A 14,883-nucleotide genomic window follows, 5' to 3' on the forward strand; every position below is an offset into this window, starting at 1 on the left:
TTACGGCTACGTAATCATGCGGATTCCGAGGCTTTACTCGGCTCGCTATTCCACGACTGTGTCTATTTTTGCGGGTTCCTTACGCCTTAGGCCCGCACGGGGGCCAACTCCACCCGGTCGGCGGCTGCGATTAAGCGTTTTGAAGAACCAACTGCACGTAAAGCGGCCTCCACACGTGCCCGCATGGCGACAGCATCGCCAGAAATGTCAACCAAGAGTTCAACTCGGAACAGGCCATCACCCGCGTACATCACGCGCACATCAGCGATAGGACCCTCCTGGCCAGCACCCGCCAGGGATCGTAGCTCTTCAATAAGCTCGTGATCCTTCCACGCCGGTAACCACTCGTCCCCCTGGGAAAGGGCGGCCACAGCCGGCCTGGGCAACACGACCGCCGCCCCACCCGGATCCATGACAATCCTCCCACCGGTTTCAACTAGCGCCGACAGCCCAATCGTGCGAAAGTCCAGGGCCATCGGGCGATCTCCAGGGCGATCCGCGCCAAGTGTTTGGGCTGATGAATACACCGCGAGCGCCTCACCAGCCGGAGTTTCTACCCGCACAAAGTCCACAGGATTGTGCCCCTCGGGACTCTCCCCCGCATGAATTCCTGTTTCACGTGGATCGGGTTCAACATCGATAGGGACGATCACCCGTTCGAACACGAGGGCTTCAACGAGCGCCTCCAAACGAGCAGCACCATTGTCCTCATCAGCAGGAATCAGCAGTGCCGAGCTTGTTCGCGGTAATGCTTGCCCAACGTCTTGGCGGTCATGGGTCATCATTGCAAGGCGCTGAGCCAACCGGTTCTTTTGTTCCTGCGACAATTCAGGAACAGGGCGGTGCTCCTGCGAGGTCACAGCGCTCCCCCAGCGGCCACGTCCAAAGCCTGCTCCAAGGTGAATTGCCCGGCGTAGAGGGCCTTACCAACGATGGCGCCTTCAACGCCCACTGGCACCAAGGCGCGTAGCGCTGCGATGTCTTCAAGGCTGGACACCCCGCCGGATGCAACAACGGGTGCGTCCGTAGCTTCGCATACGCGGCGCAAAAGCTCAGTGTTTGGTCCGGACAGCATGCCGTCGCGCGCAACATCTGTGACGACGTAACGTGAGCAACCGGCAGCGTCAAGGCGCTCGATCGTCTCAAACAGATTGCCGCCGTCTCGCGTCCACCCCCTGGCTGACAGGGTTTCTCCACGAACATCAAGGCCCACAGCAATACGGTCACCGAACTCGGCGATAACGCGTTCGGTCCACTCCGGGTCTTCAAGGGCTGCGGTTCCCAGGTTGACTCGCCGGGCACCCGCGTCCAGGGCGCGGCGCAGCGACTCGTCATCACGGATTCCACCCGACAGCTCGACATTAATGGGAAGCTCACGGGTGATGTCTGCCAGCAACGGCGCATTTGAGCCCCGCCCGAATGCAGCATCGAGGTCAACCAAGTGCAGCCACTGAGCCCCGGCCTCGACAAAACTACGCGCGGCTTCGAGAGGATGTCCGTAGTTGGTTTCGGTTCCGGCCTCGCCCTGGGTCAGGCGAACGGCTTGGCCGTCGACAACGTCGACTGCGGGCAGGAGGATCAGGTTGGCGGACATGGGGTCCTTTCGCTTGAGTTGAGTCGGTGGCGTTTCAGGCCGAGTGCCGCCTCTGCGGCGGCGGTAGTTATAGGCTGGCGAGCCAGTTTTTCAGGAGAGTGAGTCCTGCTTCTCCAGATTTTTCCGGGTGAAACTGGGTGCCTGTTAAGGCTCCATTTTCGACGGCTGCAACAAAACGGGAGTTTCCGTGGCGAGCCCAGGATGTTAGTGGCGGCGCAGTGGGGCCAGGCCCGAGGAGTTCGGCCGGATCTTGGGTGGCCGCGTAGGAGTGAACAAAGTAGAAGCGTTGATCTTCCACTCCCTTGAACAGGTCGGAGCCTGCTCCCACTTCAACCTTGGACCATCCCATGTGCGGGACAACCGGCGCGTCGAGCTCGTCAACTGTGCCAGGCCATTGCCCTAAACCCTCGTGTTCGCCTTTTTCGACGGAGCGTTCGAACATGATTTGAAGGCCGACGCACACTCCCATCACGGGGCGCCCGCCAGCTAAGCGTTGATCAATGAGGGACGCCCCATCAACCTGGGCAAGCTGATCCATAACCGCTTTGAAGGCCCCGACGCCGGGGACAAAAAGCCCCTCTGCTTCTAAGGCTTTGTTGCGATCCGCGGTCAATTCGACCTCGCCGCCGGCAGCTTCTAGAGCGCGTACCGCCGAACGAACATTGCCTGATCCGTATTCGAGCACCACAACCTTAGGAGCCATCTTTTACTTCCTCCTCATGAACCAGCCGAATGGTCCGCCAGGTTTGCGGCGGATCCCGTCAGCGGATACGGAATCGTCATAGTCTGCGGGCGTGGTGCGTCCCAGCAGCAGGTCTTCGGTGGCCTGAGGCATTGATCCGAGCAGCAGACCCGCAGGGATCGGTTCCTCGGGTTCACCGCTGACATAGCGTTGAGCGGTGATCTTGCCGGACACTCCCGGTTCGACGCCCTCGCCCTCGACCAGCCAACTCATGAGCGCGACGGCACCGTACTTTGATAGGCGCGACACAACGCGGGCCACGCGGTCCACAGCGTCTGGCATTGGGCGTACGTCAGCAAGGAGTTCTTCGAGGGAGTCCTCGTCGGTGGGAACGGTTTCGACGCGCAGCCACACGCCGGTCCACGGCTTGAGGCGGACGACAGACTCGCGGATTCCGGTCAGTCCAAGCAGAGAGTGCAGTGCCTCGGGCGAAGAAATGGGCGCGAGAACGAGGGCGACCGACAGTCTTCCACCTTCCAGGTGAAGGGACTCATCAACCGCAATATCGTCAGCTGACTGCGACCTAGCGGCCTGTTCAAGCTGGGCAAGTTCAGCTTCGAGGTCGCCCATGTCAGCTGCTTCATGTTCAGATGCTGTGCCTTCTGACGGCAACTCAACACCTGCGGTCTTGTCCTCGTCTACCGCGGCAGTGTCTGCGCCCGCCTCCACGTCCAAGCCCGCAACAAGGTCACGGAACTGGGCGTCAATATCCTCAGGTTCAGGTGTTGTGGACATAGCGATTCAGAGAGCACCCTTAGTCGACGGGATACCTTCAACGCGCGGGTCGGGTTCGACGGCGAAACGCAGAGCCCGCGCCAGGGCCTTGAATTGGGCTTCAACAATATGGTGAGGATCGCGTCCGGCCAGAACTTGCATGTGCAAGCAGATGCCCGAATTGAAGGTCAGGGACTCGAACACGTGGCGTGTCATTGAGCCGGTGAAGTGGCCTCCGATGAGATGGAATTCTTGGCCGGCAGGCTCGCCCTCGTGAACAATGTATGGACGTCCCGCCACGTCAACAACGGCGCGGGCCAGCGCCTCATCGAGCGGAACAGTGGCGTCGGCGAAACGGCGGATGCCCGCTTTATCACCCAGCGCCTGCTTCAGGGCCAGCCCCAAGCAAATCGCGGTGTCTTCGACAGTGTGGTGGACGTCGATGTCAATGTCACCCTCGGCTCGCACCGTCAAGTCCATGAGGGAATGCTTACCCAAAGCCGTGAGCATGTGATCGTAGAAGGGCACGGTTGTGGAAATGTCGGTGCGCCCAGTGCCATCCAAGTTCATTTCAACGTGGATCTGCGACTCGGAGGTCACGCGATCAATCACTGCAATGCGCGGTGCTGTACTCATTAGATGATCTCCTTGAGAGCATTCTTAAACATTTGGGTTTCTTCGGGCGTTCCGACGCTGACTCGTAACCAGCCTTGCGGGCCAACCACTCGGATGAGGACTCCTCGGTCCAGCAAATCACGGAATATGCGGTCACGGTCCTCGAATTGACCAAAAAGCACAAAATTGGCGTCCGAATCCAAGGCCTGGAGGCCTTGCGCACGCAGCCAGTCAACCAGTTGATCGCGCTCGACGCGTAGCGACGCCACCTGTGCCATGAGTTCTTCGCGGTGACGTAGCGCAGCCAGGGCTGTTGCTTGGGAGACGGCGGACAGGTGGTACGGCAAGCGCACCAGCATAATGGCGTCAATGATTGGACGAGCAGCGGCCATATACCCCAGTCGCAGCCCAGCCATACCGAAAGCCTTCGACATGGTGCGCGAAACCACGAGGTGAGGATGATCGCCCAGCATTTCCAACGCCGAAGGAACGCCTTCGCGGCGAAACTCGCCATAAGCCTCGTCGATGACCACGAGGGTTGCGGTCTTGACGCCGTCAATGACAGGTCCCGACTGGCGCGTCATTGCAAGAATCTGACGCTGAGCGTCCACGGGGAGCGCCGTGCCGGTGGGGTTATTGGGCGAAGCCAGGATCAGTACCGCCGGAGACTCAGCATCTAGGGTGCGGGCCACTTCATCAAGGTCCAGTGAGAAATCATCGCGCCTGGCGCCTTGGACCCAACGGGTGTTCGTGTCGCGCGCATACTCGTGATACATCGAGTAGGTGGGCGCAAAGGAGACCACCGTGCGGCCCGGACCGCCGAAAGCCTGGAGAATCTGCGTCATCACCTCATTTGAACCGTTGGCCGCCCAAATATTCTTCGGGTCAATATCCACGCCAGATTCAGCTTTGAGATAGGCAGACAGGCTGGCGCGCAAGGCCGGGAAGTCCCGATCCGGGTAGCGGTTCAAGGTGGCGGCAGCCTGAGCCACTGACGAGGCAATATCGTCAATGACTGCTTGCGAGGGCGCGTAGGGGTTCTCGTTGACGTTGAGTCTGACGGGAACGTCTAGCTGTGGTGCTCCGTAGGGTTCGAGTCCCGCGAGGTCTTCGCGCACGGGGATTCGTAGTTTGGGCGTTGTCATTGCGCTGCGCTCCCTTTTCCTTCACGTACGAGGGCGGCGGCTCCGTGTGCGGGCAAGTTTTCGGCGCGCGCCAAAGTGTCGAGTTGCTGCGACAAGCCTGCGAGTGCGTCTGCCGTGTATTCGACGACCTGCTGGCTGCGCAGATATTGGGTGACATTGAGTCCGGAAGCAAAGCGCGCGGTGCCGCCGGTGGGCAGGACGTGGTTCGAGCCTGCGATGTAGTCGCCCAGAGGCACGGGAGTATATGAGCCGACGAAGATTGCGCCAGCGTTATTGATGCGCAGAGCATCTTCGCGGGCATTCGCGGTGTGTACTTCCAAGTGTTCTGCCGCGTATGCGTCTGCCACTGCAATCGCGTCATCAATCGAGTCGACGAGGACGATGCCGGACTGGGGTCCTCCAAGAGCCGTGAGGATACGCTCGGTGTGGGTTGTGGCCTCTGCTTGGGTGTGGACGAGTTCGTCGACCCGGTCAGCAAGTTCCACCGAGTCGGTGATGAGTACCGACGCTGCGGCCGGATCGTGCTCAGCCTGGCTCACCAGGTCAGCCGCCACATACTCTGGCGTAGCCGTGGCATCAGCGATGATCGCGATTTCTGTGGTGCCCGCTTCAGCATCAATACCTACGAGGCCTTGGACGACGCGTTTTGCCGCAGCCACGTATATGTTGCCGGGTCCCGTCACCACGTCGACTGGTTCTAAGCGGTCTTGTCCGTCGGTCAGTCCGTGGGCGAAAGCTGCGATGGCTTGAGCGCCGCCGATGGTCCAGACTTCCTCAACGCCGAGCAGGGCGCAGGCGGCGAGGATCGTCGGGTGTGGCAGTCCCCCGAATTCTTTTTGGGGAGGCGAGGCCAGGGCGATCGAGGGGACGCCAGCGACTTGGGCGGCCACGACATTCATGACAACCGAGGACGGGTAGACAGCCAATCCTCCGGGCACGTACAGCCCCACGCGAGACACTGGCAGCCACCGCTGGGTAACTGTGCCTCCGGGGACGATCTGGGCTTGGGCTGGGGCGGGAAGCTGCTGGGTGTGCCCCACGCGATTGTGCTCGATAGCTGTGGTGAGTGCTTGGCGAATTTGGGGGTCAAGATTGTCCAACGCGTCGCTTATTGCTTGCGCAGGCACTCGCAGATGAGCGGGACGCACGCGATCGAATTTCTCTGCCAACTCGTAGACGGCAGGGGCGCCCTCGTTTGCAACCCTGGCGATGAGTGGTGTGACGACCTCGACGGCTTTGGAAGTGTCGAGGGCGGCGCGCGGGAGGACTTGGCGCAGCTTGGAGGCGTCCAGGTTGGTGCCGCGAAGATCGATGCGTTTCATGCTTCTAGCCTAGGTGATCGCCACTTTTGGGCGAGAATCCGACCAATGCTCGGACTCCCCTTTCCTTGCCCATCCCCTCCCCGCCCACCTCCCCGCGAAGGACTCCCATAACTTTGCCGAGGGACGCACAAAAGTCTCGCGAGGGACGCACAAGTTGATGAACAAAAGAGCTGGAGCCCAACGGCAGTGGAATACTTAAGCCACCACACGTCCTCGCATAAAAGGAAACCCATGTCTGACGTCCCGATCATTGAAGTCTCCAGCGGCATTAACCTGGGCCAATTCCTCAAGTTCGCCAATCTTGCCGAAGACGGGGTCATGGCACGCGAACTCATCCAAGGCGGAGACGTTTTCGTCAACGGTCAAGTTGAGACACGCCGCGGGCATAAGCTCAGCGACGACGCTCTCGTCGAGGTCGACACCCCAGAGGGCACCTATGGGGCACGAGTGCGACTCATTCGCTAGCCCTAGGCTCACCAGCGAAGAGGCGACACCGTAGCCGACTCACACCCAGCAAGATGGACGTCCCTCGCGAGACTTTTGGGCGTCCCTCGGCAAAGTTATGGGCGTCCTTCGCGGGAAAGGAAAGGCGGGGTGGGGCGGAACAGGACTACTGGCTGATAATCCCGTCCAAGCCAACGACCGCTTTAACATGCGAGAAGAAGGCGCTGGACTGAGCAACCCTCAGTTTTGGATCCAACTCCACCACGGTCGTACGCCCAGGCTCACGCAAATGCAAACGAACCGGAGACCCCCCGGGGAAAGACTCAAGAACCCCTCGCAACTCGGTCAGCAGTTCAGGTGTACAACGCGCAGTTGGCAACTGAATATCCAAAGGCAAATCAGCACCATCAGACAAATCCAGCAGCGTCATGGACTGGCCGTAGACGCTCATGCCCTCCTCACGCACATTCACCTTGCCCTCCACCTGGACAATGATGTCCTGGGACAAGTAGGACTGAATCGTCTCGTAAGAGCGCGGGAAGAACAACACCTCGACAGAACCCGTCAGGTCCTCAATTGTGGCAATCGCCCACGCATTACCCTGCTTGGTCACCTTCGTTTGCACGCTCGAAACCAGACCCGCAATCTTGACAACACGATCGGCCATCCCATCCTCGGAATTAATGACCTGAGTGATCTCAACATCCTGATAACGAGCCAACGACGCCTCAACACCACGAAGCGGATGATCTGACACATACAGACCCAGCATTTCGCGTTCCTGTGCCAGTTTCTGTTTGCGTTCAAACTCTGGAATATCCGGAATATCAACGGTCAACGTCGCCGTTCCACCCGTCCCCATGTCCTCTCCCAGTCCACCGAAAAGGTCAAACTGGCCGATCGCTTCATTGCGCTTGACGTCGATAATCGCATCCACGGCCTCGTCGCATCGCGCCAACATGGCTCGTCGTGTGTGCCCCATTGAGTCAAAAGCACCGGCCTTAATGAGGGACTGGATGGTACGTTTGTTACACACCACCTGAGGAACCTTGTCCAGGAAGTCCTGGAAGCTGGCGAATTTCCCCTTCTCCTGGCGCGTTTGAACAATGGCTTCAACGACATTGGCGCCAACATTTTGAATAGCGTTCAAACCAAAGCGAATGCTTTCACCATCAGGCGCAAAGTTACCCATCGAATGGTTGACATCAGGTTGAAGAACAGTAATGTCCATGTGGCGGCATTCAGCCAAGTACAGGGCGCGCTTATCCTTGTTGTCCTTCGTTGAGGTCAGCAGCGCCGCCATATATTCGGTAGGGAAATTGGCTTTAAGATAGGCCGTCCAGTAGGACACCAACCCGTAGGCCGCCGAGTGCGCCTTGTTGAACGCGTATGCGGAGAAAGGCACGACTACATCCCACAGGGCACGAATCGATTCCTTCGAATAGCCGTTGGCAAGCATCCCCTGCTCGAAACCAACGAATTGCTCGTCAAGAACCTCTTTCTTCTTCTTGCCCATGGCTTTTCGAAGAATATCGGCCTGGCCAAGCGAGTAGCCTGCAAGTTTCTGCGCTATCTGCATGACCTGCTCCTGATACACAATCAGGCCGTAGGTGGTCCCCAGGATTTCCTCAAGGGGTTCAGCAAGCTCGGGGTGAATCGGAGTGATCTCCTGCTTACCGTTCTTTCGCAGCGCGTAGTTGGTATGCGAGTTCGCGCCCATAGGACCGGGCCGGTAAAGAGCACCGACAGCGGAAATATCTTCGAAGTTGTCGGGCTTCATCAACTTGAGCAGGTCACGCATGCCGCCGCCATCAAGCTGGAAGACCCCGAGGGTGTCTCCGCGCGACAGCAAGTCGTACGTCTTGCGATCCGTAGTATCCAGGTGTTCGAGGTCGGGGTCTTGCTTTCCGTTGAACGCTATGTTCTCCAAGGCATCTGAGATAACGGTGAGGTTACGCAGCCCCAAGAAGTCCATTTTGAGCAGACCCAGAGTTTCGCACGTGGGGTAATCGAATTGGGTAATGATGGCGCCATCTTGGGGACGTTTCATCACAGGGATGATGTCGGTGAGCGTATGGGAGCTCATAATGACTGCACACGCGTGCACGCCCCACTGGCGCGTCAGCCCTTCCAGGCCCAGGGCATAGTCAACAACCTCTTGGGTCTCGGCTTTGTTCTCTTCATAGTATTTGCGGAATTCAGCGGCTTCGGCGTAGCGCTTGTCATTCTCATCGAAGATGCCGTGGACAGAAATGTCTTTGCCCATAATGGCTGGCGGCAGGGCTTTGGTGAGCTGTTCACCCACCTTGAAGTCCTTGCCCAGGATGCGCGCAGAGTCTTTGAGGGCCTGTTTGGTTTTAATGGTGCCGTAGGTGACGACCTGGCTAATGCGGTCCTCGCCGTACTTGCACTTGACGTATTCGATGACCTCGTCGCGCCTGCGCTCGTCAAAGTCGACGTCGAAGTCAGGCATCGAAATACGTTCGGGGTTCAAGAACCTCTCAAAAATCAGCCCGTGCTCTAAGGGATTGAGTTCGGTGATTCTCATGGCGTAGGCAACCATGGATCCGGCACCCGAACCACGACCTGGTCCCACGCGGATCTTCTGTTCTTTCGCCCAGTTGATGTAGTCGGCCACGGTCAGGAAGTAGCCGGGGAATCCCATCTGCACGATGACGTCTGACTCGTATTCAGCTTGCTTGCGCACATCGTCAGGGATGCCTTGAGGGAAACGATAGTTCAGGCCTTTCTCAACCTCTTTAATGAACCAGGAGGTCTCGTCCTCACCTTCGGGCACATCGAAAGCTGGCATGTAGTTGGCGCCCTCGTTGGTGGTGGTGAAGGAAATGTCGCAGCGTTCGGCAATCTCCAACGTGGAGTTGCACGCCTGAGGAAGTTCTTTCCAAATGTCGCGCATCTCTTCAGAGGAGCGGATGTAGTAGCCGTCCCCGTCGAATTTGAAGCGATCCGGGTCGTTGATACGCGAACCGGAGTTAATGCACAGGAGCGCATCTTGGATTTTGCGGTCTTCTTGCTTGACGTAGTGGGCGTCGTTGGTGGCCACCAGCGGCGCCTTCATGAGTTCGGCTAACTCGAGAAGCTGCTTTTGTGTGCGACGTTCAAATTCGATGCCGTGATCCATGATTTCGACGTAGAAGTTCTCTTCGCCGAAGATATCGCGTAACTCCCCCGCTTCGCGCACGGCTTCGTCCCATTGCCCAAGGCGCAGGCGCGTCTGGACGGCACCGGAAGGACAGCCGGTGAACACGATGAGCCCTTCGTGGAATTGGCTGAGTAGTTCTTTGTCGGCGCGCGGCCACTTACCAAATTGCCCGTCGGTGGATGCGTAGGAGCCCAACCGGAACAAGTTGTGCATGCCGGTGGTGTTGTATGCGATGAGCGTCAGGTGATTGTAGGAACCACCAGCCGATACGTCGTCGCTTCGCTGCCAGGGTTCTCCCCACAACACCTTTTGCCGGTCGAAGCGGCTGGTACCCGGGGTGACGTAGGCTTCCAGGCCGATAATCGGTTTGACCCCGGCCTTGACGCAATTCTGGTAGAAGTCGTAAGCCCCGAAAAGGTAGCCGTGGTCGGTCAGGCCGATCGCAGGCTGGCCCAGGCGGGCGGCTTCTTCAGCCATGGCTTTTGTTTTCGCGGCCCCATCGAGCATCGAATACTCGGAGTGATTGTGGAGGTGCACGAAAGAATCAGCCATGGTCCGATCCTAGCGCTGTAGAGCGTCCTCGTCAGTGCCCGCAGCCGTGGACGATTCGTCCCATTTCGACATGGTCAATACCTGCGTCTTGGAAGATTTCGCCCGTCGTTTCGACATATCCCTGTTTGGCGTAGAAGCCGCTGGCTTGGACCTGTGCGTCGAGAACCACATGCGCATCCTGGCCAGTCGGCGTGAGCTGGGCGACGACCTCGTGCATCGACTGGACGAGGGCGGCGCCAACCTTTCGCGACCGGTATTCGCGTCGCACAGCAATGCGCCCAAGATGATAGTGGTGGGCGCCGTCGGGGATGATGCGGCAGGTACCAACAACTTGGGATGTGCTCTGGTCAATCGCGACGAGGTGGGTGACGTCGTCGCGTTGGTCCCGCGCATCGATTTCGAGGACGAGTGGGCAGGACTGTTCGATGACAAACACATCCCACCGCACGTCTTGGCCTTTCACACGCAGTTCTTGGGAGTCTGCGACGCGCACGTGGATGCCAGAGTCGGTGGTATGGCCTGGCCATTGGTTGGCGTTCATGACGAGGCCTCCGGGTGACGTAGCTTGTCGAGGGCGGACTGTAAGTCCGCGGGATAGGGCGAGCGGACCGTGGTGGGCATACCTGTGCGTGGGTGTGAGAAGCCAAGTTCCACTGCGTGCAGCCACTGGCGTTCGAGTCCGAGGGCGCTGGCTTGGGTGGAGTTGGCTCCGTAGAAGGTGTCACCCACGCAGGGGTGTCCGACCGCTGCCATGTGGACCCTGATCTGGTGAGTACGTCCCGTTTCAAGGTGAACGTCGAGGAGGGCAGCCCCCGGCATCAACTCGATGGTGTCGTAGTGGGTGATCGCATGTTTGCCGCCGTCGATGACGGCCATTCGCCATTCACGTGAGGGGTGGCGTCCGATGGGGGCGTCAATGGTGCCCGAGGGCGGCTCCGGGTGTCCAGCAACCACCGCGTTATAGATCTTGCGGACTGTGCGTTCTTTGAAAGCCCTTTTCATCACCGAATAGGCGAGCTCAGACTTGGCAACCATCATGGCGCCAGAGGTTCCAACGTCGAGTCGGTGGACGATCCCTTGACGTTCGGGCGGACCGTAAGTGGTGATCCTGTATCCGGCGGCTTCCAGATTGCCCAGCACGGTTGGGCCTTCCCAACCCGGGCCGGTGTGCGCGGCTACTCCCACGGGTTTATCGACGACCACGATGTCGTCGTCGTCGTAGAGGATGTCCATGCCAACCACCGGCGGCGGTGTTTTTTCAGGCTCGGGAATGGTGATGTCCAGGAGGTCTGTAACCGTCAGTCGATCAGACTTCGACGCATTCATACCGTTGATTAGGACATGGCCCTCAGAGATGAGAGCGACGCATTGGCTTCGTGATAGTCCCAGCATTCTGGATAGGGCTGCGTCCACTCGCTCTCCGACGAGGGCATCTGGAACGGGCAGGAGCCGAGACTCACTCATCTGCAGTCCCGTGAAGGTCTTGAGATCCAGGTGTGTTGGGATCAGAGATTGTTTTCTTCTCGTCTCGATCAGCGAACTCTGACGAGACGGCGAAGGCCATCCACACGGCCGCGAACACAATCCAGATGTCAGCGACATTGCCGACGAACCAACCGTTGTAATTGATGAAATCGACAACGTGACCTTGGCCAATGGACGGCGGCTGGATCATTCTGTCGATCAGGTTACCGATGGCTCCCCCCATGAGTAGCGAGGTCGCTGCCACTGCTTGGAGAGTCTTAGCACGCCGCACCATGACTGCCAGAACAATCAAAATGACGATGGAAAAAAGGGTGAAGATCCACGTTGTTGAGGACCCAACAGAGAAGGCGGCTCCTGAATTGCGCACTAGCTGTAGGGTCAGGAACTCGCCGACGAGAGGTATGGGTTGGCCTTCTTCAAGATTGGACTGAGCCCAGACTTTGGTGAGCTGATCGCTCACTACAGCGGTGATGATGATGCCCAGTGCAAGAGTCCACTTTGCAGCACCTGCGACCAGTCGCCGGTGTCCATGCGTCGGCATAGCCCTCCTCAGTTAGTCGGCATGGCAATGGCGGCGGCGCACTGGGCGCCGCCGCCATCACCGAAGATTTAGGAAGATCAGTTCTCAGAACCGGAGTTGACCTCGCTGAGCAGGTTCTCCAGGTGACCGCGCAGGTTCGAGCGGTATTCGGACTCGAAGGTGCGAAGCTCATTGATCTTAGTTTCGAGCAGACCGCGCTCCTGATCCAGCTGAGCGAGGATGGTCTCGTGCTGATTCTGAGCATCTGCGACGATCTCGTCGCCCTTGGCGCGCGCCTCGGCAATAATGCGATCGGACTCTTCCTTGCCGTCGCGCACGTATTCATCGTGGACGCGCTGGGCGAGGGCGAGCATGGAGGTCGCTGACTCTGCCGATTCCGGAACGACCGGGGCTTGCGGGGCCTCGACCACGGGAGCTACCTCGACGGGCTCGTCGACAACAGGTTCTTCGGCGATCTCAACGCTGGCCTCTTCGACGACCGCTGCGGGCTCTTCAACAGCTTCAGGAGCCTCAGCGACAACCTGGCCACCGGAGAGTTCGGCGATACGACGTTCGGCGGACTCCAGCTTCTCCTTCAGATCCGTGTTCTCCATCTGGAGGGTGTAGATCGTCGAGACGACCTCATCAAGGAACTCGTCGACCTCAACCTGGTCGTAGCCCTCACGGAACTTCACGTACTGGAATTTCTTGTTGAGAACGTCCTCTGTGGTGAGCAGAGCCATTTCTTCGCCTCTCAGTCTTAGGGGTGCGATGTACAGGAACCGATCGGGTCTCCTACACATCCGGGCTTCGGATGGCCTCAGCCCTTTGACACATCACCTCGAAGCATAGCGGAATCATTAACATCAGCACCACTGATCACGACATATGAGAGCACGATCTGCGTAATATTCAACACCTCTGCCCGCATTTATCAGACTTCGGCCCTGTTTTTGCTACCCCAGGTAGGTCAGCATTCCCGCAAGACGTTGGATCATCACAACGCCGATATATAGAACGAGGAAGCCGACATCCAAGGCGAAGCCTGACGCCAACCGAAGGGGTGGGATCACTCGCCTCAGGGCACGCAGTGGCGGGTCGGTCAAGCGGTAAAGGATATTCGCAATTACCAGGATCAGCCCAGTTGGGCGCCAGCGAGGAGCAAAAACTTGCACCCAGTCGAGAATGAGCCTGAGAGTGAGGATCAGCAGGTATAAACCAGCCAGGGCATAGATGATCCGTCCTAGCCAGTAAACGACAACCAAGATCAGCCCTGATTGAACAGGGAGCCGCGTCGAGCACCGGTGGTGTCACCTGCCACCTCGACTGTACGTGGAGACAGCAGGAAAACCCTGTTGGTCACGCGCTCGATGACGCCATGGAGGCCAAAAGTCAGACCCGCAGCGAAGTCGATGAGGCGACGCGCGTCAGCCTCGGACATGTCGGTGAGGTTGACGATGACGGGGGTACCCGAACGGAATGCTTCACCAATAGTGATGGCGTCCGAGTATGCGGTGGGATGAACGGTGACGATGCGGGACAGATCTTCTGCCTCGACGACGGTTTCACGGCGCGCAGGGGTGGCAACCTTGAGGTGTTCGACCGGGGCGATGGGAGTGACCTCAGCCATCTCTTCATATTCTTCGAATTGGTCCTGCTCAATGATTTCTTCATCAGCAGCTGGCCAACCCATGAATTTACGTGCCCGTGCACCAAAAGATTCGCTCATTGTTTTCTCCTCACCCATCAAGCGGCACTGCACAAATTAGTGCCCGCAGCGGCACATGTGCGGCAGGCGCGCCGAATAGCTCACGTCAATCTTTTATGCGGGTGCAATCACACTGGCTTGACGTCCACACGCGCAGTCTCGCCGATACGAATGAAGAGTCGGATCTTCTCTGGTGCATCTGCCATCAATATCGACGCGGCAGCCGAGTTCTCGCAGTTCGTCGGCAGCTGCTGTCACGAGGTCGAGGGCGGGTGTTCCCCAGGAGGTTGTTGCGGGGGCGCCGTGGTGGGTCTGGGCGACTTCGTCTCGCATTTGAGCTGGCACTTCATAGCACTTACCACAGATACTCGGGCCAATCAGAGCCTGGATTCGGGTGGCGCCGAGTTCACTCATTTGGCTAACAGTGCGACTGATAATGCCTTCCTGAAGGCCTTTACGCCCGGCATGCACCGCAGCTATCAAGGCTCCATCGCATCCAGTCAGGAGGATTGGCACGCAGTCAGCGGTCATAACAGCCGCCCCGGGAGCACCTTTCCACAAGCGCGCGTCGACGATGACTGCGTCGGCATCAACGGGACCTAACTCGCCCTCGTGGAGTTCCTCAAGGGGACGTCGACCGCAGGCGTCCACGACGACGGGGCCTTCACGCGTTAAAGATACGGTCGCCACCGTGTGGGAATGAGTTTGATCCATCCATACGATCGCCGTTTCTAGCTGCTCGCTAAGAAGACGACGTCTGCGATGGACAACATTTGGATCATCGCCGACGTGCAGTCCCAGGTTGGATCTAAGAGGGTCGGCGCCCCGGCCCGCCTGAGTCAGGAGAACCGGGGCGCCGCCCAACAATGTCCGAGTCAC

General features: G+C 58.7%; 16 protein-coding genes. 1 reads left to right on the top strand and 15 read right to left on the bottom strand.

Annotated elements, in window-relative coordinates:
• Window positions 1-86 precede the first annotated feature (86 nt).
• The 7 genes from G439_RS0104625 to hisD all read right to left on the bottom strand — a co-directional run bounded on the left by G439_RS0104625 (window position 87) and on the right by hisD (window position 6,132).
• Window positions 87-860, bottom strand: coding sequence for an SseB family protein (locus G439_RS0104625; protein WP_022868017.1), 774 nt, complete (start codon window positions 858-860; stop codon window positions 87-89).
• The gene (priA, locus tag G439_RS0104630) at window positions 857-1,594 is read right to left on the bottom strand and encodes a bifunctional 1-(5-phosphoribosyl)-5-((5-phosphoribosylamino)methylideneamino)imidazole-4-carboxamide isomerase/phosphoribosylanthranilate isomerase PriA (RefSeq protein WP_022868018.1); all 738 of its coding nucleotides are present in this window, start codon (window positions 1,592-1,594) and stop codon (window positions 857-859) included. The genes G439_RS0104625 and priA overlap by 4 nt, the downstream gene beginning before the upstream one ends.
• Window positions 1,595-1,661: 67 nt before the next feature.
• Window positions 1,662-2,297, bottom strand: a complete 636-nt coding sequence (gene hisH, locus G439_RS0104635) for an imidazole glycerol phosphate synthase subunit HisH (RefSeq protein ID WP_022868019.1) — start codon at window positions 2,295-2,297, stop codon at window positions 1,662-1,664.
• Window positions 2,298-2,300: 3 nt separating this feature from the next.
• The gene (locus G439_RS0104640; RefSeq protein WP_026459398.1) at window positions 2,301-2,906 is read right to left on the bottom strand and encodes a hypothetical protein; all 606 of its coding nucleotides are present in this window, start codon (window positions 2,904-2,906) and stop codon (window positions 2,301-2,303) included.
• Between the two features lie 171 nt (window positions 2,907-3,077).
• The gene (hisB, locus tag G439_RS0104645; RefSeq protein ID WP_022868021.1) at window positions 3,078-3,686 is read right to left on the bottom strand and encodes an imidazoleglycerol-phosphate dehydratase HisB; all 609 of its coding nucleotides are present in this window, start codon (window positions 3,684-3,686) and stop codon (window positions 3,078-3,080) included.
• The gene (locus tag G439_RS0104650) at window positions 3,686-4,810 is read right to left on the bottom strand and encodes a histidinol-phosphate transaminase (RefSeq protein WP_022868022.1); all 1,125 of its coding nucleotides are present in this window, start codon (window positions 4,808-4,810) and stop codon (window positions 3,686-3,688) included. Before G439_RS0104650 ends, hisB begins: the two co-directional genes overlap by 1 nt.
• Window positions 4,807-6,132: a histidinol dehydrogenase gene (gene hisD, locus G439_RS0104655; protein ID WP_022868023.1), complete on the bottom strand. Its 1,326-nt coding sequence runs from the start codon at window positions 6,130-6,132 to the stop codon at window positions 4,807-4,809. The genes G439_RS0104650 and hisD overlap by 4 nt, the downstream gene beginning before the upstream one ends.
• Window positions 6,133-6,363: 231 nt before the next feature.
• On the opposite strand from hisD, the gene G439_RS0104660 reads away from it, so the two are divergent.
• Window positions 6,364-6,597 (top strand): RNA-binding S4 domain-containing protein, encoded by a 234-nt coding sequence (locus G439_RS0104660; protein WP_022868024.1) that lies wholly within the window; start codon window positions 6,364-6,366, stop codon window positions 6,595-6,597.
• Window positions 6,598-6,742: 145 nt separating this feature from the next.
• Here the strand turns inward: G439_RS0104660 and dnaE are convergent, their stop codons facing one another.
• The 8 genes from dnaE to G439_RS0104700 all read right to left on the bottom strand — a co-directional run bounded on the left by dnaE (window position 6,743) and on the right by G439_RS0104700 (window position 14,883).
• Window positions 6,743-10,291, bottom strand: a complete 3,549-nt coding sequence (gene dnaE, locus G439_RS0104665) for a DNA polymerase III subunit alpha (protein ID WP_022868025.1) — start codon at window positions 10,289-10,291, stop codon at window positions 6,743-6,745.
• 31 nt (window positions 10,292-10,322) lie between these two features.
• Window positions 10,323-10,832: a GNAT family N-acetyltransferase gene (locus G439_RS0104670; RefSeq protein ID WP_022868026.1), complete on the bottom strand. Its 510-nt coding sequence runs from the start codon at window positions 10,830-10,832 to the stop codon at window positions 10,323-10,325.
• Entirely contained in the window at window positions 10,829-11,755 is a 927-nt protein-coding gene (locus G439_RS0104675; RefSeq protein ID WP_022868027.1) for an RluA family pseudouridine synthase, read from the bottom strand. Before G439_RS0104675 ends, G439_RS0104670 begins: the two co-directional genes overlap by 4 nt.
• Window positions 11,748-12,317 (bottom strand): signal peptidase II, encoded by a 570-nt coding sequence (lspA, locus tag G439_RS11185; RefSeq protein WP_022868028.1) that lies wholly within the window; start codon window positions 12,315-12,317, stop codon window positions 11,748-11,750. Before lspA ends, G439_RS0104675 begins: the two co-directional genes overlap by 8 nt.
• A 77-nt stretch (window positions 12,318-12,394) precedes the next feature.
• Window positions 12,395-13,039, bottom strand: a complete 645-nt coding sequence (locus tag G439_RS0104685; RefSeq protein ID WP_022868029.1) for a DivIVA domain-containing protein — start codon at window positions 13,037-13,039, stop codon at window positions 12,395-12,397.
• A 213-nt stretch (window positions 13,040-13,252) separates the two neighbouring features.
• On the bottom strand, window positions 13,253-13,561 hold the full coding sequence (locus G439_RS0104690; protein ID WP_022868030.1) for a YggT family protein: 309 nt from the start codon (window positions 13,559-13,561) through the stop codon (window positions 13,253-13,255).
• 2 nt (window positions 13,562-13,563) lie between these two features.
• Window positions 13,564-14,025 carry a cell division protein SepF gene (locus G439_RS0104695; protein WP_022868031.1) on the bottom strand — a complete coding sequence of 154 codons (462 nt, stop codon included), beginning with the start codon at window positions 14,023-14,025 and terminating at the stop codon, window positions 13,564-13,566.
• Window positions 14,026-14,118: 93 nt separating this feature from the next.
• Window positions 14,119-14,883 (bottom strand): purine nucleoside phosphorylase YfiH/LACC1 family protein, encoded by a 765-nt coding sequence (locus G439_RS0104700; protein WP_022868032.1) that lies wholly within the window; start codon window positions 14,881-14,883, stop codon window positions 14,119-14,121.

This window comes from Schaalia vaccimaxillae DSM 15804, from assembly GCF_000420425.1.
Lineage (GTDB): Bacteria > Actinomycetota > Actinomycetes > Actinomycetales > Actinomycetaceae > Pauljensenia > Pauljensenia vaccimaxillae.